This window comes from Bradyrhizobium lablabi (genome assembly GCF_900141755.1).
Lineage (GTDB): Bacteria > Pseudomonadota > Alphaproteobacteria > Rhizobiales > Xanthobacteraceae > Bradyrhizobium > Bradyrhizobium lablabi_A.
In genome coordinates this window covers 7,130,705-7,153,297 of the sequence record NZ_LT670844.1, presented here as the reverse complement: position 1 = coordinate 7,153,297, position 22,593 = coordinate 7,130,705, and the positions used below count along the sequence as shown (strand labels likewise).

The 22,593-nt window shown below is 62.3% G+C and carries 24 protein-coding genes; 8 read left to right on the top strand and 16 right to left on the bottom strand.

The genetic code is table 11. The annotated features are described in order from the left end of the window. Positions 1–149: 149 nt before the first annotated feature. The 3 genes from B5526_RS33300 to B5526_RS38170 form a co-directional block, all read right to left on the bottom strand. A complete protein-coding gene (locus tag B5526_RS33300) occupies positions 150–542 on the bottom strand; it encodes a Zn-ribbon domain-containing OB-fold protein (RefSeq protein WP_079543922.1) in 393 nt (130 codons plus the stop codon). Then, complete coding sequence (locus tag B5526_RS33295) at positions 539–1,690, bottom strand: thiolase domain-containing protein (protein WP_079543921.1); 1,152 nt, start codon at positions 1,688–1,690, stop codon at positions 539–541. Before B5526_RS33295 ends, B5526_RS33300 begins: the two co-directional genes overlap by 4 nt. Before the next feature lie 942 nt (positions 1,691–2,632). Then, complete coding sequence (locus tag B5526_RS38170; protein WP_154071576.1) at positions 2,633–2,959, bottom strand: hypothetical protein; 327 nt, start codon at positions 2,957–2,959, stop codon at positions 2,633–2,635. Between the two features lie 41 nt (positions 2,960–3,000). On the opposite strand from B5526_RS38170, the gene B5526_RS33290 reads away from it, so the two are divergent. Continuing rightward, positions 3,001–3,336: a hypothetical protein gene (locus tag B5526_RS33290; protein WP_154071145.1), complete on the top strand. Its 336-nt coding sequence runs from the start codon at positions 3,001–3,003 to the stop codon at positions 3,334–3,336. A 161-nt stretch (positions 3,337–3,497) separates the two neighbouring features. On the opposite strand, the gene B5526_RS33285 is transcribed toward B5526_RS33290, so the two are convergent. Beyond that, positions 3,498–6,989, bottom strand: coding sequence for an indolepyruvate ferredoxin oxidoreductase family protein (locus B5526_RS33285; RefSeq protein ID WP_079543920.1), 3,492 nt, complete (start codon positions 6,987–6,989; stop codon positions 3,498–3,500). 334 nt (positions 6,990–7,323) lie between these two features. Between B5526_RS33285 and B5526_RS33280 the strand changes: the two genes are divergently transcribed. Then, complete coding sequence (locus tag B5526_RS33280; protein WP_079543919.1) at positions 7,324–8,526, top strand: cytochrome c; 1,203 nt, start codon at positions 7,324–7,326, stop codon at positions 8,524–8,526. A 3-nt stretch (positions 8,527–8,529) separates the two neighbouring features. Here the strand turns inward: B5526_RS33280 and B5526_RS33275 are convergent, their stop codons facing one another. After that, the gene (locus B5526_RS33275) at positions 8,530–9,171 is read right to left on the bottom strand and encodes a trimeric intracellular cation channel family protein (RefSeq protein WP_079543918.1); all 642 of its coding nucleotides are present in this window, start codon (positions 9,169–9,171) and stop codon (positions 8,530–8,532) included. Positions 9,172–9,310: 139 nt separating this feature from the next. On the opposite strand from B5526_RS33275, the gene B5526_RS33270 reads away from it, so the two are divergent. Next, positions 9,311–9,742, top strand: coding sequence for a hypothetical protein (locus B5526_RS33270; RefSeq protein WP_079543917.1), 432 nt, complete (start codon positions 9,311–9,313; stop codon positions 9,740–9,742). 69 nt (positions 9,743–9,811) lie between these two features. Here B5526_RS33270 and B5526_RS33265 read toward each other — a convergent pair whose 3' ends face one another. Then, the gene (locus B5526_RS33265) at positions 9,812–10,627 is read right to left on the bottom strand and encodes an isocitrate lyase/PEP mutase family protein (protein ID WP_079543916.1); all 816 of its coding nucleotides are present in this window, start codon (positions 10,625–10,627) and stop codon (positions 9,812–9,814) included. An 81-nt stretch (positions 10,628–10,708) separates the two neighbouring features. Beyond that, positions 10,709–11,014: an NIPSNAP family protein gene (locus B5526_RS33260; RefSeq protein WP_283807581.1), complete on the bottom strand. Its 306-nt coding sequence runs from the start codon at positions 11,012–11,014 to the stop codon at positions 10,709–10,711. Positions 11,015–11,196: 182 nt separating this feature from the next. On the opposite strand from B5526_RS33260, the gene B5526_RS33255 reads away from it, so the two are divergent. Then, the gene (locus B5526_RS33255) at positions 11,197–11,895 is read left to right on the top strand and encodes an ArsR/SmtB family transcription factor (RefSeq protein WP_154071575.1); all 699 of its coding nucleotides are present in this window, start codon (positions 11,197–11,199) and stop codon (positions 11,893–11,895) included. A 166-nt stretch (positions 11,896–12,061) separates the two neighbouring features. After that, the gene (locus tag B5526_RS33250; protein ID WP_079543915.1) at positions 12,062–13,069 is read left to right on the top strand and encodes an alpha/beta fold hydrolase; all 1,008 of its coding nucleotides are present in this window, start codon (positions 12,062–12,064) and stop codon (positions 13,067–13,069) included. 69 nt (positions 13,070–13,138) lie between these two features. Here the strand turns inward: B5526_RS33250 and B5526_RS39820 are convergent, their stop codons facing one another. From B5526_RS39820 to B5526_RS33230, 4 genes are all read right to left on the bottom strand, one after another. Next, positions 13,139–13,378: a GCG_CRPN prefix-to-repeats domain-containing protein gene (locus B5526_RS39820; protein WP_079543914.1), complete on the bottom strand. Its 240-nt coding sequence runs from the start codon at positions 13,376–13,378 to the stop codon at positions 13,139–13,141. Positions 13,379–13,467: 89 nt separating this feature from the next. After that, entirely contained in the window at positions 13,468–13,773 is a 306-nt protein-coding gene (locus B5526_RS33240; RefSeq protein WP_079543913.1) for a twin-arginine translocation signal domain-containing protein, read from the bottom strand. 156 nt (positions 13,774–13,929) lie between these two features. Further along, positions 13,930–14,247, bottom strand: a complete 318-nt coding sequence (locus B5526_RS33235) for a hypothetical protein (protein ID WP_079543912.1) — start codon at positions 14,245–14,247, stop codon at positions 13,930–13,932. 52 nt (positions 14,248–14,299) lie between these two features. Further along, positions 14,300–14,746, bottom strand: a complete 447-nt coding sequence (locus B5526_RS33230) for a DUF2214 family protein (protein WP_079543911.1) — start codon at positions 14,744–14,746, stop codon at positions 14,300–14,302. Positions 14,747–14,876: 130 nt separating this feature from the next. Between B5526_RS33230 and B5526_RS33225 the strand changes: the two genes are divergently transcribed. Then, on the top strand, positions 14,877–15,395 hold the full coding sequence (locus B5526_RS33225; RefSeq protein ID WP_154071574.1) for a glycoside hydrolase family 108 protein: 519 nt from the start codon (positions 14,877–14,879) through the stop codon (positions 15,393–15,395). Positions 15,396–15,443: 48 nt separating this feature from the next. Here B5526_RS33225 and B5526_RS33220 read toward each other — a convergent pair whose 3' ends face one another. Together B5526_RS33220 and B5526_RS33215 are read right to left on the bottom strand one after the other, a co-directional pair. After that, positions 15,444–16,442, bottom strand: coding sequence for a nucleoside hydrolase (locus B5526_RS33220; protein ID WP_197688389.1), 999 nt, complete (start codon positions 16,440–16,442; stop codon positions 15,444–15,446). A gap of 21 nt (positions 16,443–16,463) precedes the next feature. Then, positions 16,464–17,996, bottom strand: a complete 1,533-nt coding sequence (locus tag B5526_RS33215; protein ID WP_079543910.1) for an acyl-CoA carboxylase subunit beta — start codon at positions 17,994–17,996, stop codon at positions 16,464–16,466. 133 nt (positions 17,997–18,129) lie between these two features. Between B5526_RS33215 and B5526_RS33210 the strand changes: the two genes are divergently transcribed. Both B5526_RS33210 and B5526_RS33205 read left to right on the top strand, forming a co-directional pair. Then, complete coding sequence (locus B5526_RS33210) at positions 18,130–18,534, top strand: DUF4260 domain-containing protein (protein WP_079543909.1); 405 nt, start codon at positions 18,130–18,132, stop codon at positions 18,532–18,534. Positions 18,535–18,613: 79 nt separating this feature from the next. Further along, entirely contained in the window at positions 18,614–19,615 is a 1,002-nt protein-coding gene (locus B5526_RS33205; protein ID WP_079543908.1) for a dienelactone hydrolase family protein, read from the top strand. A 131-nt stretch (positions 19,616–19,746) separates the two neighbouring features. Here the strand turns inward: B5526_RS33205 and B5526_RS33200 are convergent, their stop codons facing one another. From B5526_RS33200 to B5526_RS33190, 3 genes are all read right to left on the bottom strand, one after another. Further along, on the bottom strand, positions 19,747–20,565 hold the full coding sequence (locus B5526_RS33200; protein WP_079543907.1) for a penicillin-binding transpeptidase domain-containing protein: 819 nt from the start codon (positions 20,563–20,565) through the stop codon (positions 19,747–19,749). A gap of 92 nt (positions 20,566–20,657) precedes the next feature. Further along, positions 20,658–20,924 carry an EscU/YscU/HrcU family type III secretion system export apparatus switch protein gene (locus B5526_RS33195; RefSeq protein ID WP_079543906.1) on the bottom strand — a complete coding sequence of 89 codons (267 nt, stop codon included), beginning with the start codon at positions 20,922–20,924 and terminating at the stop codon, positions 20,658–20,660. After that, the gene (locus tag B5526_RS33190; RefSeq protein WP_079543905.1) at positions 20,921–22,582 is read right to left on the bottom strand and encodes a flagellar hook-length control protein FliK; all 1,662 of its coding nucleotides are present in this window, start codon (positions 22,580–22,582) and stop codon (positions 20,921–20,923) included. Before B5526_RS33190 ends, B5526_RS33195 begins: the two co-directional genes overlap by 4 nt. Positions 22,583–22,593: the final 11 nt, after the last annotated feature.

Below are 22,593 nucleotides of genomic sequence, written 5' to 3'. Positions count from 1 at the left end.
TTTCATTTTCTCCCGAATTTTTTTAGTGTCGTCGCCACACTTTATTGTCGTCACCCCCGCGAAAGCGGGGGTCCAGTAATCACCGGCGTTTACTGGATCCCCGCCTTCGCGGGGATGACACCCTTTGCTTGGCGCGCTTTGCGCTCAACTCACGACACCGGCGTGAAGAACGGCAGCGGCGCGCCGTCGGTCGGCTTGAACACCACCTTGACCTTCTGGCCGATCTTCAACTTCTCCATGTCGCAGTCGACGAAATTGGTCTGCAGCGACGGGCCTTCCTTCAACGTCACGTAACCGATCGCGTAGGGGCCGGTCGCCGATTTGCGCATCAGGCTGAACGTATAGATCGTGCCCTCGCCCGAGCTTTCCTCCCACACCGTCTTGTCGGAGAAACAAAACGGACAGATCGAGCGCGGGAAATAATGCGGCTCGCCGCACGCGGTGCAGCGCTTGATGAGGAATTTTCCCTGCTTGGCGGCTTCCCAGAACGGCGCGGTTTCCGGATTGGTCACCGGCGTCGGGTATTTCTTTGGCTCCGTCATTGCACGCGCTCCAGAATAGCGGTCGAAGCCGCGTGGCGTACGCCAAGTAGTCCGCCGGTGCCGTGCGCGACCGCGAGATCGCAGTTCTTCACCTGCACCTTGGGATGGGCTTCACCGCGCAATTGCCTGACAGCCTCGAGGATTTTTGTCATGCCGCCGCGATTGACGGGATGATTGCTGCAGAGCCCACCGCCATCGGTGTTGAACGGCAATTTGCCGACGCCGGAAATCAGATTGCCGTCGGCAACGAATTTACCGCCCTCGCCCTTCCTGCAGAAGCCGAGGTCTTCGAGCTGCATCAACACGGTGATCGTAAAGCTGTCGTAGATCGACGCGTATTTGATGTCCTTCGGCGTGACGCCGGCCTCCTCGAATGCGCGGGGGCCGGACCAGATGCCGGCGGAGTAAGTCAGATCGAGATCCTTGCCGCCGCGCGGACCCTTCATCGCTTCGCCATGTCCGATCAGGCGCACCAACGGCTTCTTCAGGCTTTTGGCGATTTCCGGCGTGGTGACGATCAGCGCGCCGCCGCCGTCGGTGATGACGCAGCAATCCAGCCGATGCAGCGGATCGGAAATCATCGGCGAATTCAACACATCCTCGACGGTCACGACCTCCTTCAGCATCGCATGCGGATTGTATTGCGCGTGATGGGAGGCGGCGACCTTGATCCAGGCCAACTGCTCGCTGGTGGTGCCGTAGTCGTGCATGTGGCGCATGGCACACATGCCGTAGGCGTTATGGGTGGTCGCGCCATAGGCCGCCTCGAAATCGGCCTCGGCGCCGGCGGCGCGCGGCGGCATCGGACCGGTGCGCGGCTTGCCCGCGAGCGTAATCAGCGCGATCGAGCATTTGCCGGCGGCGATCGCCTCGGCAGCGTGTCCAAGATGGATCAGGTAGGAACAGCCGCCGGTCTCGGTAGAATCGATGTGGCGCACCTTGAGACCCAAATAATCGACCATCGGCCAGGCGCCGCCCGGGGCGTCGCCGGCGCAGAAATAGCCGTCGATATCGGCTTTCGTGAGCCCGGCGTCCTCGATGGCGCCCTTGGCAACTTCGGCATGGAGCTGCGCGGTGGATTTATCCGGCGCGTGCCGGGTCGGATGCTCGTAAATCCCGGCGATATAGGCCTTGCCCCTGATGCTCAAATCGTTCTCCGCAGGCGTTTCTTGATCTCTAGCTTTTTTCTGGCCTGTAAGGGCGGCCTTGGCAAGCGCGGAAATATTCCGTCAGGCGAGACGGCTCGATAAGGTCCTCATCCTGAGGAGCGGCCTCTTGGCCGCGTCTCGAAGGATGTGCCACGGGCCTCGTGGTTCGAGACGCGCGCAAGAGCGCGCTCCTCACCATGAGGGGCAAAGACCTATTTCCGCCGCGATCCGCAGCGGCGCCATCCCGAATACCGCAGACGCGCGTCCGCGTTCCCGCGGCGCGGCGCGCCCGAGGTTTGCAAGTAATTCTTGCACCGCTCGAAAAGAGAGGGCGCAGGGAATGCCGGATGCGCGCTGCACCCGCGGTCTCGTGTGCAAAATGGTGCAAAAAAGCGCACACGAGCATACAGGTTCAGCGGAGGCAATCCGACATTCCCTGCGCAATGGCTTTACGACTTATGCCGCGCTCTCCCCGGCGACGAATTCGTCTTGTCACCGTCATCGGCGGATATCGATGTTCGCCAGCCCGGTTGGGCCGCGAAAAACTCCGCCGACTTGACACCAGCAACGGGTGCCAGGACCACACGGTTTTGCCGTACGCTTCAAGCGTGCTCGTCTGCGTATCGTTGATCGCTCACAGGCAAAGCCCGCCCCGCAATCCCGTTTCACGCGCAACGCTGCCGCGTCCACCGCAACCCGCCCCAACGTTCGTGACGATGGCCAACGCCCCTCTTTCGGGACGGGATGGCGAGAGATATAGTTTTGATTTGCCCGACAGGTTAAGCGGAATATTTTTGCGAAGAGGGCTGGACTCCTCCATTGACGAACGCCGAAGTGATTTGCCCGTCAGGCAATCTGCTTCGTAGGGCGGGTTCACTTTAACCCGCCGCACTCCACGCGAGATGGCGGGTTAAAGAGAACCCGCCCTACGCGAGCTTACTCTTAGGGCCTGTAGGTACCGGCGTCCGAGCCGCCTACCAATCCGCCTCGATTGTTCGGGTTGCCGTAGTACTGACTGTTGCCGCCAGTACCGGTGTTCCAGCCGCCTCCCCATCCGCCTCGATTGTTCTGGCTGCCGTAGTACTGACCGCCGCCAGTACCGGCGTCCGAGCCGCCTACCAATCCGCCTCGATTGTTCGGGCTGCCGTAGTACTGACCGTAGCTGCCGCGGTACTGACTAGAATGCTTCTTATGATGACTTGTGTATGCAAGTGCGAACGTGCTTGAGAGTGCGAACGCAGAAGCCAATGCTATTGTCGCAAGTTTCATGGTCGTTCTCCCTTGATTTTAGTTAGTCGGACCAACCCACCATGATTGTTTGTGTTCCAAACCGTCTCATGATTTTTTTGTTCCAGACCGTCTTCAGCGCGACAGAAGCCGCCAAGCTGTTCACATCTCACAGAGCCTCAGTGCTCCAGCAATCGTCCGCGCGCGCGGTGATCGCACCGAGCGCGATGGTGATCGAGTTATCCCTCCTTTACCTCTCCTTTTATATCACCTTTATGTTGCAAGGGCGCTCAAGCAACGATTTGTCCCATAGCTCCATCCTTGCCGGCAATCGCTTCATAGACAGCCTGCCAAGCCTCCGATCGTTCCTTGCTCTTGGCGAACCAAGCGGCCGTCATTCGGGTCATAAGCTCAAATGAGTATTTTGATAGGGGCCAGAACTGGCTTAGAGCACCGCTTGCTTGGAAATGGTTGATGTCTCAGATGGGTCATTCGCGACAGGGCTTAAGCCAGCCGCAAGTCTGCCCTGTCCGCTATGCTCCGAAAGCGGAAGTAACTTCAGAGCATAAGAGAGCGACACTTACTCCGCCGCGATCTGCCGTGGCGCGGGCGGCGGGTTGACGAGATCGGCGGCGAGCTGCGCGTAGCGCGCTTTGGCGTCCTGCACTGCCTTCTCCTTCACCGGTCCATAGCCGCGGATGCGATCCGGCAGCGAGAGAAGTTCGATCGCGGTGTCAAGCGTCAGCGGCGAAAGCACGTTAAGCACGTGCGCGACATCTTTCTCGTAACCGGCGATCAGGTCGCGCTCGAGCTTGCGGTCGGCACTGTGACCAAAAATGTCGAACGGCGTGCCGCGCAAGTGGCGCATGTTCGCCAGCAACCGGAACACCGGTATCATCCAGGACCCAAACGCACGCTTGCGCGGACGGCCCAGTGCATCCTTAGCCCCGCCGAGCAGTGGCGGCGCGAGATTAAAGCTGATCTTGAAATCGCCGTCGAACTGATCGCGAAGCTGTTTTGCAAAACGGCCGTCGGTGTAGAGTCGCGCTACCTCATATTCGTCCTTGTAGGCGAGCAGTTTTGCGTAGTTGATCGCGACCGCGCGCGGCAATGCATCGCCAAAGCCGCCCTGCACCGCCGCGTTGCGGACCTGCGTCACCAGATTGCGATAGCGCTCGGCAAGCTTTGCATTTTGATAATCGGTCAAAAGCGCGCTGCGGTGGGCGATGATCTCGTCGAACGACATCGCCTCCAGCGTCTTCGGCGCCACCGTGTCGTCCTGGCCCTTCATCATCGCCGCGAGCCGCGCCGGGTCGGCCGCCGCCAGGCGCCCAAGCTGGAACGCCTGCGTGTTCATCTTGATGGCGACGCCGTTGACCTCGATCGCCTGCTCGATGGCGCTGGCGGATAGCGGCAACTGGCCCTTTTGATAGGCATAGCCCATCATCATCATGTTGGTGGCGATGGAATCGCCGAGCAGGATTTCGGCGGGCTTTGTGAAATCGAAGAACGAGGAATCCTTGCGCAACGCGGTTTCCAGGACCGCGTTGACCTTGCGGCTCTGAAAATTGAAGTCGCGGTTCATGATGAAATCCGCGATCGGAATGAGATGGGTGTTGATGACCCCAAAGGTGCGGCCGGATTCGCAGAGCGAGATGGTTTCCTTGGCCGCGGCCACGACTTCGTCGGCGGCAAGTACGAGATCGGCGGTGCCGGTGACGATGCGGGAACAGGTGACGTCGGCGGTGTGTTCGGACAGACGAACGTGGCTCAGCACCGCGCCGCCCTTTTGCGCCAGGCCCGACATGTCGAGGATCATGCTGGCCTTGCCCTCGATATGGGCGGCCATGCCGAGCAGCGCGCCGATGGTCAGGACGCCGGTGCCGCCGACGCCGCCGACCGCGACGTTATAAGGCCGTTCCAGCGACGGCCGCGATGACGGTTCGGGCAAATCGCCGATATCAGCGAGATCGGGCGGCGCGCGGCGGCGCAATTTGCCGCCGTCCACGGTGACAAAGGACGGGCAAAAGCCCTTCACGCAGGAATAGTCCTTGTTGCAGGTCGATTGGTTGATGGTGCGCTTGCGCCCGAGCTCCGTCTCCAGCGGCTCTACCGAAATGCAGTTCGACTGCACCGAGCAATCGCCGCAGCCTTCGCAGACCGCGGGGTTGATCAGCACGCGGCGGGCCGGATCCTCCATCGTGCCGCGTTTGCGGCGGCGGCGCTTTTCGGCGGCACAGGTCTGCACGAACACGATCGCGGAAGCGCCCTTCACCTCGCGCAGCGTTTTCATGACGGCATCGAGTTCATCTCGATGCGCGGTCCTGGTGCCCGGCGCGATGTCGGACGCCGGATAGGCGTCGGGATTTTCCGAAACGAGATAGATGTCGCGGATGCCTTCGGAGTGGAGCTGGAAGGTGACCTGTTGCGGCGACAGTTCGCCGTCGACATGCTGGCCGCCGGTCATCGCGGTCGCGTCGTTGTAGAGGATCTTGTAGGTGATGTTGGCGCCGGAGGCGATCGCCTGACGGATCGCAAGACTGCCGGAGTGAAAATAAGTGCCGTCGCCGAGATTGGCGAACACGTGTTTCTCGTTGGTAAAGGGCGCAACGCCCACCCATGGCACGCCCTCGCCGCCCATATGGGTAAAGGTTTCAGTGTTGCGGTCCATCCATAGCGCCATGAAGTGACAGCCGATGCCGGCGAAAGCGCGGCTGCCTTCCGGCACCTTGGTCGAGGTGTTGTGCGGACAGCCCGAGCAGAAATACGGCGTGCGGGTGATCGGCGCTACCGGCTGCATCTGGGTGGCCAGCCGCCCGTTGAACCAGTCGGCCTTGGCGCGCAGCTGAGCTGCGATTTCGGGATTGAGGTTCAACCGCAGCAACCGCTCGGTGAGTGAGCTCGCAAGCGAAGCGACGCTGAGTTCCTCGGCGAACGGCAGGAAGCGCTTGTCGTGGTCGTCCATCTTGCCGACGATGCGGGGACGGACGTCGTCGCGCCAGTTGAACAGTTCCTGCTTGACTTGATTCTCGACGATCTCGCGGCGTTCCTCGATGATGAAGATCTCTTCCAGACCGACCGCGAACTGCCGCACGCCTTCCGGCTCCAGCGGCCAGGGCATGCCGATCTTGTAGAGCCGCAAGCCAATTTTCGCGGCGATCTCGGGCGTCACGCCGAGCTCGCGCAGCGCCTGACGGATATCCTCGTAGCTCTTGCCGGAGGCCATGATGCCGAAACGGGCGTTCGGCGAATCCATGGTGATGCGGTTGACCTTGTTGGCGCGGGCGAACGCGATCGCGGCAAAACCCTTGTAATCCTGCAAGCGGCGGTCCTGGTCGAAGCGATCATCCGGCCAGCGCAGATTGAGACCGCCCGGCGGCATCTCGAAATCGGGAGGGATGATGAAAGGCTTCATCTCGTCGGTGAGATCGATTTCGGCTGTCGTCTCCACCGTCTCGGTGATCACCTTCATGCCGACCCAGCAGCCGGAATAGCGCGACATCGCGATCCCGAGCAGGCCCATCTCGATCATTTCGTGGATGCTGGAGGGGTAGAGATAGGGCATCAGCGCCGAGATGAAGGCATGGTCCGACTGATGCGGGACCGTTGAGGATTTCGCGCCGTGATCGTCGCCGGCGAGACACAATACGCCGCCGTTTTTCGCCGAGCCTGCGGCATTGCCGTGGCGGAACACGTCGCCGCAGCGGTCGACGCCGGGGCCCTTGCCGTACCAGATGCCGACCACGCCATCGTGGCGGGCGCCTTGCGAAAGATTGAGTTGCTGCGAGCCCCAGATCGCGGTGGCCGCCAAGTCTTCGTTCACGCCGGGCTGGAATTTGATGTTGTATTGTTCGAGATGTTTTCGGGCGGCGAAGAGTTGCTGGTCATAACCGCCGAGCGGCGAGCCGCGATAGCCGCTAATAAAACCCGCGGTATTGAGACCGGCGGCGCGGTCGCGGCGGATTTGCGCCATCGGCAGGCGAACCAGCGCCTGAATCCCGGTCAGGAAAATATGGCCGGAGCCCTGGGTATATTTTTGATCGAGACTGATCGGACCCTGGTTGATTCCCATTCCACCCTCGCAAGCTTTGCCACCCTTGAAGCCTTGGCGTCTAAAACCTTCACGTCAAAGCCTTGGCGCGGGCGGCTGTTTTTAGCTAGTCTTGTTAGCTAGTCATCCCCGCGGCCTTCGCCAGTCTATGTCGGTTTTCGCGAGGGACGCACCACAAATCTGGGCAATGGAGCCCCGCGTCCGGGAATCGCAATTTCATGCGTCAAACGCCGGTAGCACTTTTCGCTTTGTGTCGTTCCGCAGGCTCGGCGCGAAACGACGTGGCGGTCTCCCCGCTCGGTTTAGCGCAATAGTGCCGGCAGGGAGGGACAATCCGGTGCAGGGACGAGATGGAATGCGGGCGATTCTCGCCGCCGTGCTTTTGTGCAGCGCGTCAGCCGCTGGCGGGGCGCAGGCCGAGCCCTCGGCGGACACCATCGCGCACGGCAAGGCGCTGACGGAAGCCGGCGATTGCGCGAGCTGCCATACCGCCGATCCCGCCAAACCGTTCGCCGGGGGAAAGCGCATCGACACCCCGTTCGGCGGGATTTATTCACCGAACCTGACGCCGGATCACGAGACCGGGATCGGCGGCTGGAGCGATGCCGATTTTTCGCGTGCTTTGCGCTACGGCGTGGACCCGGACGGCTCGCGCTATTACCCGGCGTTCCCCTATCCGAATTTCACGAAACTCACCCGCGACGACATCCTGGCGATCCGCGCCTATCTCGCGACGCTTGCGCCGGTTCACAACGACCCGCCGCCGCCGGAACTGCGCTGGCCGCTGAATTACCGGGTGATGATGCGGTTGTGGAATTTTCTGTTCTTCCGGCCCGGCATCTTCGAGCCGGATCAACAAAAGAGCGCGGAATGGAATCGCGGTGGCTATCTCGTCACTGGCGCCGCGCATTGCGGCGCCTGCCACACGCCGAAAAACTTCTTCGGCGCCGACAAACGCGGCCGGGCGTTTGGCGGCGGATTGATCGGCGGCTGGTTTGCGCCCCGGCTCGATAATGCCGCGCGCAGCGGGTTGAAATCATGGAGCGTCGATGACATCGCCGAGTACCTTGCGAGCGGCCGCAACACCAAAAGCCATGCCGGCGGGTTAATGGCGGAAGTCGTGGCCAATTCGACCTCGAAAATGAGCGACGCCGATGTCCGCGCCATCGCGGTTTACCTGAAGGATCTTCCACCGGGCGCATCGGAGCCGGCGGTCACAGCGCCACCGCAGTCGGAGATGGCGGCCGGAAAGGCCATCTACGACCATCTCTGCATCGCCTGCCATGAAGCGGACGGCTCGGGCGCGCCGAGGATTTATCCGCCATTGCCCGGCAACGCCAATCTGCAGGCGAACGACCCCGCAAGCACGCTCCGTATCATGCTCGATGGCGCCCAGACCGTGACGACGTCGCGCGCACCCAATACCGGATCGATGCCGCCGTACGCCAAAGATTTGTCGGACCAGCAGATTGCGGATGTCACGAACTACGTCAGGAATTCGTGGGGCAACGCCGCACCGCTGGTGACGCCGGCGGAGGTTAAGAAAGCGCGGCGGTGAACGTCACTTGCGATCTTCGTTAAACACGAATTTCGGCATTTCCCATTTATAGCGGATCGCTAGCAGGCGAAACGACAGGCCCAGCACAAAAGTCAGGACCGTCCAGACGTCGTCAGTCAATTTCAGGCCGAAGGCCGTGGCGTAAAAAAGTCCGGTGACGACAGAGACGCTGGCGTAAAGCTCGGAGCGAAACAACAACGGCACGTCGTTGCAGAGGATATCGCGCAGCACCCCTCCGGCGCATCCGGTGATCATTCCGGACACGATCACGATCGGCAATGACGCGTTGACCTGCCAGGCGACGTCGCATCCGGCCATGGTGAATACCACGAGCCCGATCGCGTCGAGGACGAGAAACGCCACGCTCAGCCGATGCACCGCGCGGGCAATCAGGATGGTCGCGAAGGCGCTACCTGCCGTCAGCGCGAGATAGAACGGGTTTTCCACCCACAGCAGTGGATAGTGCCCGAGCAGGACATCCCTGATCGTTCCCCCGCCAAGCGCGGTAATGCAGCCAAGGAAGCATACGCCGACCCAATCCATGCGGCGCCTTCCCGCAGCAAGCGCCGCGCTCATCGCCTGCGCCGCGAGCGCCACCAGCGACAGCACCTGCAGGACGGTATCGGTCGGCGGCAAGGCCCACATCGCAAACCTCGGGGAGTTTTTTCGAACTTACGTTGCGGGTTCCATTCTGAACAGACCGAAAAACGGCCCGATGGAACGCGGTTCCCGGAACCTCGGCCAACGTCGGCGATTGAGCACTACGCTAACGGAGGAAACATCCATGGCCTACAATCCGGACGATCCTTATCGCGCCAGCGATCCCTATCGCGCCAATCGCGCCGATGATGAATATCGCCGCGCGGCCCGCGTCGATAATGAGTTACAGCCCGATCCCGAACTCGCCGAGGGCCGCGCCAGCGGCGGCAGGGTCGCGCTGTTCGGGATTGCCATCGCGGTGGCGCTTGGCGCGGTTTTCTACGGCCTGAATAACTCGTCGGTCCATCAGGCAGGGACGCCTTCGACGGCGCAGAACACGCCCTCATCGCCGCCCGCAGCCCCGCCGGGCATGCGCGACGTCACCCCGCGCGCCAACACCGATCAGGGCGTGACGACGGGCCAAGCCCCGGCTCAGCCGCAGACGTCGCCGCCAACGGCGCCGGCGCAGATGAACCGGCCCGCCAATCCGCCGGCCAATAACGCGCCAGCCAAGTAGCGGCAGGCAAAATCGAATAGCAACGCAGCGGGCAAGCGCTCCGCCCGCTGCGGCTTCTTCTGCTGCACCTCAGCTGAACATCTTGTTCAACTCGCCGCCGGGATAGCCATTGCCCAGTTCGGCAAACGTCCCCTTCTCCGCGATCTCCCGCGCCGCGCGCATAAACCCGCCCCAGGCGGCGCGCGCCAATGCGCCGCCGACACTGATGCGGCGGACGCCGAGGTCGGCGGCTTCTGCGACGCTCAAGCCGGGCGAGCCAAGCAGAAGATTGAACGGTTTGGGGTGCACGGCCTTGACGACTTCGGCGATCTGCTCCTTGGCGCGGATGCCGGGCGCATAGAGGCAATCAGCACCAGCGTCGGCATAGGCGTTGAGCCGGTCGATCACCATGGTCAGGTCGGCCTGCCCGACCAGGAAACCTTCGCAACGGCCGACCAGCACGACGCCGCTGTTGTCGGCATCGATGGCGGCACGCGCCGCCTTGATGCGCTCGATCGCATGCCCGCGCTCGTAAAGCGGCTTTGCGGCATCTCCGGTGGAATCCTCGATCGACAGACCGGCAACGCCGGTCTTGACCGCGCGCGCGACATTGGCGGCGACCTTCTCCGCCTCACTGGCAAAACCGCCCTCGAAATCCGCGTTGACCGGCAGATCAACCGCATCGCAGAGCGCGGTGAGATGCGCCAGCACCTCCTCCAGCGTGACGCGGTTGTCGGCCTTTCCGATTGTCCACGCAAAGCCCGCGCTTGAGGACGCAATCGCCTTGAAGCCCAGATGCTGCAGCGCCTTGGCGCTGCCGACATCGAAGGGGTTGGGCAGCACGAAGCATCCCGTCTCATGCATCTTGCGAAAGGTGGCGCGCTTGTCCGCTGATGTTACCGGCATGGTTTCTCCCTTTTGTTCTCGTTGTCTCTGCGTGCAAAGGATAGCGATGCGGCACGTTTCCCGCCAGAGCGCGGGTCGCTGTTATGCGACCACCTTGCGCAAAAACGTCCGTTCCTCGGCGAGGATGAATTTGTTTTCTTCCGCAAAATTGAAATTGGCCATGCCCTCCTGGTCGGTGCGAAGCCGCGCGCGATAATTTTCATAGGCCGCGAGACTTTCGAAGGAAATCAGAGCGAACGCGATGTTGTTGGTGCCCTCATGCGGCATCCAATAGCCGATCAGGTCGCCGCCACAGCGGGGAATGATGCTGAGCCAGCGTTTTGCATATTGCTCGAACATCGCGCGCTTGAACGGATCGAGCTGGTAGCGGATGAAGACGGTAATCACTGGAACCTCCACTTTCCGTCATTGCGAGCGTAGCGAAGCAATCCACAGCCGCACAAACGCTGGATTGCTTCGTCGCGGAGCCTGTCATCGGGCGCGCGTTCGCGCGACCCGTTGGCTCTTCGCAATGACGGGCCCAACAATACCCGCTTGATCGACGCCAATGCTTCGGTTATCATCGAACTATGAAAGCAGGTCCCGATATCGCCATGGTCGCTTCGCTGGTCGGCGATCCCGCGCGCGCCAACATGCTCACCGCGCTGATGACCGGCCGCGCGCTGACCGCGACCGAACTTGCGCACCAGGCCGGCATCACGCCGCAGACCGCCAGTTCGCATCTTTCAAAACTCGAAGCCGGCGGGCTGATCGAGCAGGAAAAGCAAGGCCGCCACCGCTACTACCGCCTGAGCGATTCCGATGTCGCCGGCGTGCTTGAGGGCCTTGCGGGTCTTGCCGCGCGGGCCGGCCACATGCGCGTGCGCACCGGGCCGAAGGATCCGGCGTTGCGCCGCGCACGGGTCTGCTACGATCATCTCGCCGGCGATCTCGGCGTCCAGATGCTCGACAGCATGAAGCGGCAAAAGCTGGTCCGGCAGCAGCAGCACGACATCAAGCTGACCGCCGAGGGCGCGCGCTTCATGGCGACCGCGCTACAGATCGACGCTGACGCCCTCGCCCATCCGCGCCGGCCGCTGTGCAAGGCCTGCCTCGACTGGAGCGAGCGGCGCCATCATCTCGCCGGCACGCTGGGCGCCGCCTTGATGAGCCGGTTCACTGAACTGAAATGGGCCGCGCGCGACCCCACGCCCGGCAGCCGCGTCGTCAATTTCAGCCGCAACGGCGAAAAGCGGTTCGCGGCGCTGTTCGGCAACGGCGAGGATTAGCTTTTCGCGGTCCCAACCGTCGTCATGGCCGGGCTTGACCCGGCCATCCACGTCTTTATCTCCGGCAAGTGAAGACGTGGATGCCCGGGACATAGGCAAGCGGAAGCGACGCCGTCCTTCGGACGGCTATGCCCGGGCATGACGGAAAAATGTCTCCGGAGCTCTGATGAACCGTTTTGTTACAGCGTTGTCTGCCGCCCTGCTCGCCTCGCCATTGATCGCGGTCAATGCCGCTGAAACCACGCAACGCGAACCCTACGGCATAGGCCTCGAAGGTTTTGCCTATCCCTTCCCCGTCAACCTATTGCCGCTTACTAGTGACGGGGAGCAGCTGCGGATGGCCTATATGGACGTGGCGCCGGCGCAGCCGAACGGCCGCACGGTGGTGCTGTTGCACGGCCGCAATTTTCCGTCGAGCTATTGGGCGCCGGTGATCAAGACGCTCACCGACGCCGGCTACCGCGTGGTGGTGCCGGACCAGGTCGGTTTCGGCAAATCTTCAAAACCCTGGGGTGAACTGCATTTCGACACACTGGCGCGGAACACGATCGCGCTGCTCGATCATCTACAGATCGCAAAGGCCGACATCGTCGCGCATTCGCTCGGCGGCATGCTGGGCGTGCGGATCGCGCGCGCCTATCCGGACCGGGTCCAGCATTTGCTGCTGGCGGCGCCGATCGGGCTCGAGGATTACCGGCTTTATGTCCCGCCGACGCCGACGGAAAAAATTCTGGAGAGCGAAGACAAACTGACCGCCGAGGGCTATCGCAAGCAGCTCGAGACCAATTATTCGATAAAACTGCCGCCCGACCAGATCACACCGTTCATCGATGCGCGCTTCAACATCAAGGGCGCGTCCGAATATCCGCGCTGGCTGCGCGCGTTTGTCTCCTCGGGGCAAATGATCTACCGCGAGCCGGTGGCGCACGAAATCCCGCTGATCACGGAGCCAACGCTGTTCATCATGGGCGCCGACGATCACAATGCGCCGGGCAAGCCCAATGCGCCGGAGGCGCTGCGGCCGAAGATGGGGCAGAACGCCGAGCTCGCCAAGGCGCTGGCGGCGAAAATGCCAAACGCAAGCGCCGAAGTGATCCCGAATACCGGGCATCTTGTGTTTCTCGAGGCGCCCGCGAAATTCAACGAGCTGATGCTCGGCTTTCTCGCCAAGTAACTTGCCAAATAAATTTAAGCTTCGTTCAAGCAGGGACCGCTGACGCGGTCCCCGCCGCTACTTTCGAATTTACCAATTCCTAAAGCAACGCCGGCCGGCGGGTCCGGGATGCCAGCCGGGCGGGCAATTATACAACGGACGGCATCCGCCATAGGGACCGCGGTGTCCACCCCATCCGCAGCCGCCGTAGACTTGGATGATATCGGCGTGTTCGGATTGATCGAGCGGCGCCACCGGCATTGCCTGCGATGCGGTCATCGCCGCAAGGCTGAGGCCAATAGCTAACGCAGATGCAGCAAGCAGTTTCATGACTTCTCCTTTCTTCCCATCATTCGCCGCGACGCGGCGGATTCATAACTTACGCCAACAATTTGGCAGCCCGATAACGCGACGACGCGTTACCAGTAACGGCGGTGCCAGCGGCGCCAGTGACGGCGACGCCAGCCCCAATGACGGTGACGCCAGCCCCAGTGGCGATGATGCCAGTGCCGGTGGTGCCAGCCCCAGCGTACTTCCTGCGGCTGGAGGCGATCGACTTCGGCCTTGGTGGTAACGGCGGAACGGAGATTTTCGTTCGACGGCGATCGCCTTTCATCTCGGGCAAGCGGCAGGGGCGCCAGCGGCGCGGCCTGGGCACTCGCGGCTAGCGCGGCAGCGCCCGCGGCAAATCCAACAGCGAATTTCAGAAAGTGGCGGCGCTCCATGACATCTTCCCCTCATCTCGGCGAGTGATGCGAGGAGAGTTTGACCGCGTCGATATGAATGGCCGCTGAACCGGCGACATTAAATATTGGAAATATTGGCAACGCGCGCATGCGTTAACTCTATCGTCCCCGCAGAACGCCGGGACGACAAAATAATCACCCCGCGCCGAACTCTTCGGCCAGCACGAACATCTCGCGCGTGCGCGTCACATCGGGCCAGTCCCGATTGAAATCGGCGACCAGCCGTTTGAGGTCCTCACCGTTCATCGCACGGTCGAGCGAGGTTTCGTCGGCGAACTGGTAGGTCGCCTGGTGAATGGCGGGGTCGCTGAGGCTCCAGAACCGCCACGCCTTTTTCACGCCGAACGATTTTGCCGCGTCCGGCAGATGTTCATTTTGATACCAGGCATCGAACGCCCTGCGCCTGGTGGAATCGGAAACGGTGGCTCGAACGACAAAGAACGCAGCGGGCATGGCTTCCTCCGGCACGGTTTCTTCAGGCCGCGACGATAGCGCAAGACGCGCGCTAAACCCATCCTCCCCGGGCCATGATCGCGGCACACAGCAGGATGATGACGACGGCAAACAGTTCGCCGTGAATCACGGCCGTGACCCGTCGCCGTTTCTTCGCGTCAATCGAAGGCACTTGCCCCGCCTTCAGCGCCCCGCGCCATGACAGGAATTCCACCGTCGGGATGATCGACAGCAGTCCGACAACGATAAAGAGCGCGAGCTTGGTGAGAAAGGCGTGGCTATGGAAATAATATTCCGCGCCCTTCTCGAAAAAGAACACCCGCATCAGCCCGATGATCAATAGCGCGCCGGCAGCAATGCCGAGCACGAGGTCGGTGACCTGCAGCCTGCGCGCCGAGGAAAGCGTCAGTTCCCCGCGGATCAGCGCAAATTCGATCGCGAGCGCCGACACCAGCGTGAAGGCGCAAAGGTGATGGAGGAACGCGAACAGCGTGGACATGGCGCGGGGCTCCCTTTTGTGCCGAATGTAGATGATGGCGAAGTGGAAGCAAGGCTGACGCGGTACAAGCTGGCATTTTACGAAGCCGCGCCTATACTCAACCTCAGGTTTAGATTTGGAGGAATTGATTATGGCGGCATCCAACTTTGATAAATGTTTCAAATTCATTCTGCAATTCGAAGGCGGCTTCACCAACGATCCCAAGGATCCGGGCGGCCCGACCAATCTCGGCATCACCCAGGCGACGCTTTCGGCCTTCATCGGCCGCCAGGCGACGATCGCCGAAGTGAAGGCGCTGACGCCGGCAAAGGTCGGGCCGATCTATCGCGGGAAATTCTGGGACAACGTCAATGGCGACAATCTTCCGGACGGGATCGATCTCGCGGTATTCGACTTCGGCGTCCATTCCGGCCCGACCCGCGGCGTAGCAGCACTGCAGCGCGCGATCGGCGTCGCCGACGACGGCTCGCTCGGCCCGGTCACCACCGCCGCCGCGAACAAGGCCGACCCCAAAACCACGATCAACGCTATCTGCGACGATCGCATGGCCTTCATCAAGAAGACTAAAGCGTTCAAGGTCCCGAGATTTCAGAAAGGCCTGATCAACCGGGTGACGAAATGCCGGAGGGCCGCGCTGTCGATGGTGTGAGCCCGTCGTGGCCGGGCTTCACCCGGCCATTCATCTCCCGTCCCGCGCTCACCTGGGGCACGAGCCGGCAAGTCTCTGTTGCATCAAGCGCGCCATGTAGAAATTGAAAAACTTGTCGGAATCGGAGCTGAGGCAGACGAAACTGTTCGCCGCTCCCGGCACCGGGCGCGTAAAACCCTTGTCGTCCACCTCGATCCTCATGGGCGAGACCGGGCACAGGGCGGGATCGATCGCATAGGCCACCGCGACATCGTCGTACAAAGTCGGCGTCTGCTGATGGAACCCTGCGACCCATTGCAGGTACAATAGCGACAGATCGTCCGTCAGGTTCGTGCTTTCGGTGAAGAGGAGCTGCCGCTTCACCTCATCCAGTTTATGTTGGGTGGCGTCGAGCGGCATCACATAGAGTGGCACGCCGGAGTTGAAGACCTGTTTGGCCGCGACCGCATCCATGGCGATGTTGTATTCCGCATCGGGCCGGTTGTTGGGCGCATAAACATCGCCGTAACCGCGATGGATCGAGCCGCCCATGATCACGATCCGCTTCAATTTCTTGAAGGTGGCGGGATCGCGTTCGATCGCCGCGCCCAAATTGGTCAACGGCGCGATGCCGATCAACGTGATCTCTCCCGGATATCGGCGAATCTGCTCCAGCATGAAATCGACGGCGGCCTGATGTGTCCTGGCTGGTTGGCGGGCTGCCCAGCGGGCTTGCGTGAACGCCGCCTGGCCTGGTGCGTGCTTCTCGATACCAACCGCGACCGGAATATCGGTGCGGCCGACATCGCACAGCAGACGGTCGAGCATTCGCGCGCGCAAGGCCGTATCGCCCCAGGCCGAGGTGATGCCGAGAATTTTCAGCTCCGGGCTCGATAGCGCCAGTCCCACCGCCAACGCGTCGTCAAAATCGTCGCCGATGTCGGTGTCGATGATGACCATCTGTTGGGCCGGCGCGCCGGCGGCCATCGCCGGGGAAACAATCGCACCGACGAGCGGCAGCAACAAAACAAGCCGTACCACAAGGCGCATCCGCACGCTGAAGCTCATGCGTTTTCGCCCCATCGCTCGTCACAACGGCAAATTATCATGCTTCTTCATCGGCATCTCGACCTGCTTATCCCTGAGCATCGCCAGCGCCCGGGCGATCCGTCGCCGGGTCGAGTGCGGCATGATGACGTCGTCGATATAGCCGCGCTCGGCGGCGATGAAGGGGGACAGGAAGCGGTCTTCATATTCCTTGGTGCGTGCGGCGATGGCGTCGGTGTCGCCGATATCGCTCCGGAAAATGATCTCGACCGCGCCCTTGGCGCCCATGACAGCGATCTGCGCGGTCGGCCAGGCGTAGTTCATGTCGGCGCCGATTTCCTTTGACGCCATCACGTCGAACGCGCCGCCATAGGCTTTTCGCGTGATCACCGTGACCAGCGGCACCGTGCATTGCGAATAGGCGAACAACAATTTGGCGCCGTGTTTTATCAGCCCGCCATATTCCTGCGCGGTGCCCGGCAGGAAGCCTGGTACGTCGACGAACGTGACAATCGGAATATTGAAAGCATCGCAAAAGCGGACAAAGCGCGCCGCCTTGCGCGAGGCATCGGAGTCAAGCACGCCCGCCAGCACCATCGGCTGGTTGGCGACAAAACCGACCGTGCGGCCGGCGATGCGGCCGAAGCCGGTGACGATGTTTTTCGCAAACGCCTCGGAAATTTCGAAAAAGTCGCCCTCGTCGACGACCTTCAGGATCAGTTCCTTCATGTCGTAGGGCTTGTTCGGATGATCGGGGATCAGCGTGTCCAACGACATGTCGACGCGGCCGATATCGTCAAAGCTCGGCCACTCCGGCACGCCGTCGGTGTTGTTTGAGGGCAGGAAATCGATCAGCCGGCGCATCTGCAACAGCGTCTCGACGTCGTTCTCGAACGCGCCGTCGGCGATCGAGGAGCGCGTGGCATGCACGGACGCGCCGCCGAGCTCTTCGGCGGTGACGACCTCGTTGGTGACGGTCTTGACCACGTCGGGCCCGGTGACGAACATGTAGCTCGTGTTCTTCACCATGAAGATAAAATCGGTCATCGCCGGAGAGTAAACGTCACCGCCGGCGCAGGGACCCATGATGACCGAGATCTGCGGGATCACGCCGGATGCAATGACGTTGCGGCGGAACACATAGGAATAGCCGGCAAGCGCTGCTACGCCTTCCTGGATGCGCGCGCCGCCGGCGTCATAAAGCCCGATGATCGGCGCCCTCGCCTTCATCGCCATGTCCTGGATTTTTACGATTTTTTGCGCGTGGGTTTCCGACAGCGAGCCGCCGAACACGGTAAAATCCTTGGCGAACACAAAGGTCTTGCGGCCGTTGACGGTGCCCCAGCCGGTGACGACGCCGTCGCCCGGCACCTTTGTCTTTTCCATGCCGAACTCGGTCGAGCGGTGCTCGACGAACATGTCGAATTCCTCGAACGAGCCCTTGTCGAGCAGAAGCTCGATGCGCTCCCGCGCGGTCAATTTGCCGCGGGCGTGCTGCGCCTCGATGCGCTTCTCGCCGCCGCCGAGCTTTGCTCCGGCGCGCCGTTCCTCGAGGATATCCAGGATTTCTTTCATCTGCTCCCGCCCGTATCTGGGTTAGATTTGGACGGGTTCTAACAGGCCTTTTCCCGGCTGGAAACGTCCATCGGGGCATCTGGCAGCCCTGCCCGCCGCACGTTATATCCGGCGCCTCAACGGAGGCGACGCCATGACCGATACCACAACCCAGGAGACCACAGGCACCGTCACCGGCGGCGTGCGAACCCTGCTCCGGCTGGAGGGGCTGACGCTGTTTTTGGGCATGACGCTGCTTTATGCGGTCTGGGGCGGCTCGTGGTGGATCTATTTCATACTGTTTCTGGTGCCCGATCTGAGTTTTGCGGCCTATCTGGCCGACTCCAGGACCGGCGCCATCGTCTATAATGCCGCCCACAGCTATATGGCACCGGTAACGCTGATGACCCTGTCATTTGCGCTGGTCTCCCCGCTTTGGCTTTCCATCGCGCTGATCTGGATGGCGCATATCGGCATCGATCGCGCGCTCGGTTACGGCCTGAAATACTCGGCCGGATTTGGCTTCACCCATCTCGGCCGCATCGGTAAGGGCGCATAAAGCCAAATTGACACCCTATCCGGCACTTGTTCTATTCCCGCGCAGCGCCGCCAGCGGCGAATCACGATCGGGGGAAACGATGCGGACATGGATGGGTGCGGCGATTGCGGCCTGGATTTTCTGCACCGCCATTCTGCTGGCGGGGATCGAGACCAACGCGCAATCGATGCCGAAGGAAATTGCCTCGCGCGTCGAACTCTATTCAATCCCCTCGCTGACCATCTCGGACCGGCAATTCCTGTTAGGCGACGCCGACGGCAAACCGGCCAGTGTCGCCGGCGAATTTCGCATCGCGCAGGGATCCGGCCGCCTCCCCGTCGTCGTGCTGATGCATGGATCGGGCGGCGTCGGCGCCAACATCGAGGCCTGGGTAAATCAATTCAACCGGATGGGGATTTCGACATTTGTGATCGACGGCTTTAGCGGCCGCGGATTGACGGCAGTGAGCACCAACCAGGCGATGCTCGGCCGCCTCAACTTCGTCCTCGATATCTATCGCGCGCTCGACATCCTGGCAAAACACCCGCGCGTCGATCCAGACCGGATCGTGTTGATGGGATTTTCGCGCGGCGGACAGGCCGCGCTTTACGCGAGCTTGACGCGATTCAACAAGCTCTGGAATAAATCCGGCGTCGAGTTCGCCGGCTACATTCCATTCTATCCGGATTGCTCCATGACCTATTTGACCGATACCGAGGTCGCCGCCCGTCCGATCCGCATCTTTCACGGCGCCCCCGACGACTATAACCCGGTTGCGAGCTGCAAAGCCTATGTCGCGCGGCTTCAGGAGGCCAAGCGCGACGTGGTGCTGACTGAATACCCGGACTCGGCGCATGGTTTTGACATCGGTCTCGTGGGCAACGACACCGTGACGGTTTCAACGAACGCTCAGACCGTGCGCCACTGCCATATCCGGGAAGCCGACGGCGGCGTGCTGCTGAACGCCGATACCGAAACGCCGTTCAACTACAGGGATTCCTGCGTCGAGCTCAACCCGCATGTCGGCGGCAATCCCACAACCGCCGAACAGGCGCGCAAGGCGGTGGTCGAGTTTCTGCAGGCGTTGTTCAAATTGGGGTAGTTCGTAGGGCGGATTAGCCCAACGGGTCCGCGCAAAGCGCGGCCCGATGACAGGCTCCGGCGTAATCCGCCATCTCGGCCGGCGTAACGGCGGATTACGCTATCGCTAATCCGCCCTACGAGCTGGGCTAGCTAGAGCGCGCCGATATCGGTCAGGCACTGCTGCGTCAGCGTCATGCGCAGCGGGATATGGCGCGGCTCGAGCACGTCCATATTGAGCGCGAACACGGTGCGCGCGTCGCCCTTTTCGGCCCAGCCCACCATCCAGCCGAGCGAAGGCTTGCCGATTTCGGCGCCGAGCAGACCGCTCTTGGCCCTGATCGTGGCATCGCCGACCTTGGTCACCGGCAGGATGTCGCGCACCAGGTCCTGGCTGCGCTTCGAGATCGGCAGCACACCGCGGCGCAGCCGGTCGACAAAATCGACCTGCTGCACCGGGTCGATGCGCAAATCTCCCGTCAGCCAGAACTGATCGATGCCGCCGCCGATGTTGCGATTGCCGTACTCGAACAGATCGACATATTTCTGCATCCGCTCTTGGCCGATGCGCCGGGCGATCTCCTGATAGACCGGCACGGCGGAAGCCGCGATCGCCGTGCGCATGGTGTGGTCGCGATTCCAGGCCTCGATGCTGCGCTTTACGCCGTCCCATTTGAAGACGTCCTTGTCGGGGTCCTCGACCACGCCGGTTTCCAGCGCAATCAGCGAGTTCGGGATCTTGTAGGTCGAAGCCGGCAGCCTCGCCTCGCCGGAACGATTTTTGTCGCTTGCGATGATGAGGTAATCGTCGACCTTGTAACCGAGGAAGGTGCCGACCGTGCCTTCGCTAAGAAAGTGCTTGGCGAGGTCGTCGTGTATCTCGCTGCGCTGGGGCGCGACGTCGGCAAAACCGCGCGTTGGCAGGAAGCTCGCGGCGGCCAGGAGGCCGAGCGCATGGCGGCGATTGATCATGGCTCATCCGATATGGTGAAACGAACGGCGGCGACGATGCTGACGACATCGTGGTAAAACGATGACAATCCGAAGCTGCCAATCGAAAAAGCCTAGCGAACGCGCCCCGAAAGCCGCAGCACAAAAATCAGGACTTCGGCGACCGCCTTGTAGAGTTCGGCAGGGATTTCATCGCCGAGTTCGACATTGGAGAGCGCGCCGGCCAGCATTTCGTTCTCTTCGATCGGGATGTCGTGGGCTTTGGCGACCTCGATGATCTTCTGACCGATCGTGCCCTTGCCCTTGGCGACCACCCGCGGCGCGCCGGTCTTGTCATAATGCAGCGCGACCGCAAGCTGGTTTCGCGTCTCCACGCTCATAGCGCCCGATCCAGAAAATGCCCGGCGCGCGCCGGTGCAGCTTGCGGCGGCGTGCCGTCCCGGATCACGATGTCGCCGGGCTTGAGCTCGGCCTTGGTCAGCGCCTGGCTCAATTGTGCGGCCCCGGCGCGCAGTTGCGCCACGGTCGCGGGCCGTTCCGCCCACATCCGCACCGACGTCCGCTCGCCGCTCAGCGACACCAGCGCATGAACGGGGCCGGCCGGTTCGACGTCGAGCGAGAACCGCGCCCGCCAGACCCGTTTGGCGGCTTCGACCTCGTTACCAGCACCGTCGCGCGAAATCTCGAACTGCGCCATCGCCGTGCCCTGCGACGTCACAAACGGAATCTCGAAATTCCATCGCGGCGTCGCCGGATCGAGCCGCGGGCCTGCGGCATCGACACGATCCGGCAGCGAGGCGACCTGCAGCAGGGTCTGGCGCGCAATGGCGGCGTCGGTATCGGCGAGCAGATGATGCGTGTTTGCGGCAAGCGGCGCATTGGCTGTGATCGACGGCGTGGCGATCGGCTGCGCCGAGGGCAGCGCGCCGCGAAACGGCGGCGGCGGCGTGTTGGTATGAACGGTGACGTCGTCGTTGCGTCCGGCCAGCGCTGTCGCCGTTGCCGGCAAGTTGGTGCTGCCTGCGACAAGCGGCCTTGCCTGCAACGTCTCCTGCAACAGGTTCAACACCGTGCCCGCCGTCATCGTGCGCGACCCGGCGTTGAGCAGTGTTTCAGGGAGCACGATCCGGACCGGGCTCCCAGACGCGAGGGGATCACCGGTGACGGCTACGCGCGACTGCGGCAGAAGAATCTCCTGCGCCGCGATCTCGGGAGACAGCGATGGCGACGGCGTGGATGTCGCCGTGCCGTGTTGCAGAGAGGCGGCATCCGCGGCTGAAGCGCCGGCGGCCGCCGGCGTAGCGGGCGACGGCGCGACCGTCGCCGCCGCGGCGGTGCCATCGCCTGTGCCGAGCGATGACAACAGAGTCTGGCGCAGCACGATCAGCGCCGCCTTCAGATCGGGGACACTGCCCTGCGGCGGAACCGAACCCGCGGCAAGCGAGGCCTCGAGCAAAATCCCGGATTTCTGGAAGGCGTTCTTGACGTCGTTGCCGGTCAAGCCTGGATCGAGGCTCGTACGCTGCGCCAAGACCTGCAGCACCGCCTGTTGCAGTTTTGGCGGCAGGCCGTTCGACGTGGCGGCAACGCCGAGGTTGGCAAACAGCGGCGCCAGGCTGTCCTGCTGGGTGGCCGCGCCCGCGGCCGCCGCCGAGACGGCCGCCCGCTCGAGCGGCGTCAGCGCATTCGCCGTAGGCGCAGCACCCGCGGGCGGACTGGCCGTCGCGGCAGTGACGGGCGCATCGGGCGTCAGGGTGACGGCATCAGCCGGCGCGCCGGCCGCCGCATCCGGTCCGACCACCGCAAGCCGGATGCCATCGGCTGTCTGCGATACCGCAAGCTGCAGGGACTGGCCGGCTTGAAGCGGCACTTCAGAGAGCACATCGATCGCAAGACTGGAGATCGCGATCCGCACCAGATTGTCGGAGAGAACTTTCAGGACCTCGGCGTCGACCACGGTTCCCGGCTGCAGCACGAGATCGGACGCCACGCTTTGCGCGGCGACGACCGGAACGGTTGGATTGACGGATATCGTCATCGAGAGCTCTC

Excerpts from the sequence above, each read along its gene's own strand:
- B5526_RS33300 (WP_079543922.1), bottom strand. The coding sequence starts at position 542 with ATGACGGAGCCAAAGAAATACCCGACGCCGGTGACCAATCCGGAAACC.
- B5526_RS38170 (WP_154071576.1), bottom strand. The coding sequence starts at position 2,959 with ATGAAACTTGCGACAATAGCATTGGCTTCTGCGTTCGCACTCTCAAGC.
- B5526_RS33290 (WP_154071145.1), top strand. The coding sequence starts at position 3,001 with ATGATTGTTTGTGTTCCAAACCGTCTCATGATTTTTTTGTTCCAGACC.
- B5526_RS33285 (WP_079543920.1), bottom strand. The coding sequence starts at position 6,989 with ATGGGAATCAACCAGGGTCCGATCAGTCTCGATCAAAAATATACCCAG.
- B5526_RS33280 (WP_079543919.1), top strand. The coding sequence starts at position 7,324 with ATGCGGGCGATTCTCGCCGCCGTGCTTTTGTGCAGCGCGTCAGCCGCT.
- B5526_RS33275 (WP_079543918.1), bottom strand. The coding sequence starts at position 9,171 with ATGTGGGCCTTGCCGCCGACCGATACCGTCCTGCAGGTGCTGTCGCTG.
- B5526_RS33270 (WP_079543917.1), top strand. The coding sequence starts at position 9,311 with ATGGCCTACAATCCGGACGATCCTTATCGCGCCAGCGATCCCTATCGC.
- B5526_RS33265 (WP_079543916.1), bottom strand. The coding sequence starts at position 10,627 with ATGCCGGTAACATCAGCGGACAAGCGCGCCACCTTTCGCAAGATGCAT.
- B5526_RS33255 (WP_154071575.1), top strand. The coding sequence starts at position 11,197 with ATGAAAGCAGGTCCCGATATCGCCATGGTCGCTTCGCTGGTCGGCGAT.
- B5526_RS33250 (WP_079543915.1), top strand. The coding sequence starts at position 12,062 with ATGAACCGTTTTGTTACAGCGTTGTCTGCCGCCCTGCTCGCCTCGCCA.
- B5526_RS39820 (WP_079543914.1), bottom strand. The coding sequence starts at position 13,378 with ATGAAACTGCTTGCTGCATCTGCGTTAGCTATTGGCCTCAGCCTTGCG.
- B5526_RS33240 (WP_079543913.1), bottom strand. The coding sequence starts at position 13,773 with ATGGAGCGCCGCCACTTTCTGAAATTCGCTGTTGGATTTGCCGCGGGC.
- B5526_RS33235 (WP_079543912.1), bottom strand. The coding sequence starts at position 14,247 with ATGCCCGCTGCGTTCTTTGTCGTTCGAGCCACCGTTTCCGATTCCACC.
- B5526_RS33230 (WP_079543911.1), bottom strand. The coding sequence starts at position 14,746 with ATGTCCACGCTGTTCGCGTTCCTCCATCACCTTTGCGCCTTCACGCTG.
- B5526_RS33225 (WP_154071574.1), top strand. The coding sequence starts at position 14,877 with ATGGCGGCATCCAACTTTGATAAATGTTTCAAATTCATTCTGCAATTC.
- B5526_RS33220 (WP_197688389.1), bottom strand. The coding sequence starts at position 16,442 with ATGAGCTTCAGCGTGCGGATGCGCCTTGTGGTACGGCTTGTTTTGTTG.
- B5526_RS33215 (WP_079543910.1), bottom strand. The coding sequence starts at position 17,996 with ATGAAAGAAATCCTGGATATCCTCGAGGAACGGCGCGCCGGAGCAAAG.
- B5526_RS33210 (WP_079543909.1), top strand. The coding sequence starts at position 18,130 with ATGACCGATACCACAACCCAGGAGACCACAGGCACCGTCACCGGCGGC.
- B5526_RS33205 (WP_079543908.1), top strand. The coding sequence starts at position 18,614 with ATGCGGACATGGATGGGTGCGGCGATTGCGGCCTGGATTTTCTGCACC.
- B5526_RS33200 (WP_079543907.1), bottom strand. The coding sequence starts at position 20,565 with ATGATCAATCGCCGCCATGCGCTCGGCCTCCTGGCCGCCGCGAGCTTC.
- B5526_RS33195 (WP_079543906.1), bottom strand. The coding sequence starts at position 20,924 with ATGAGCGTGGAGACGCGAAACCAGCTTGCGGTCGCGCTGCATTATGAC.
- B5526_RS33190 (WP_079543905.1), bottom strand. The coding sequence starts at position 22,582 with ATGACGATATCCGTCAATCCAACCGTTCCGGTCGTCGCCGCGCAAAGC.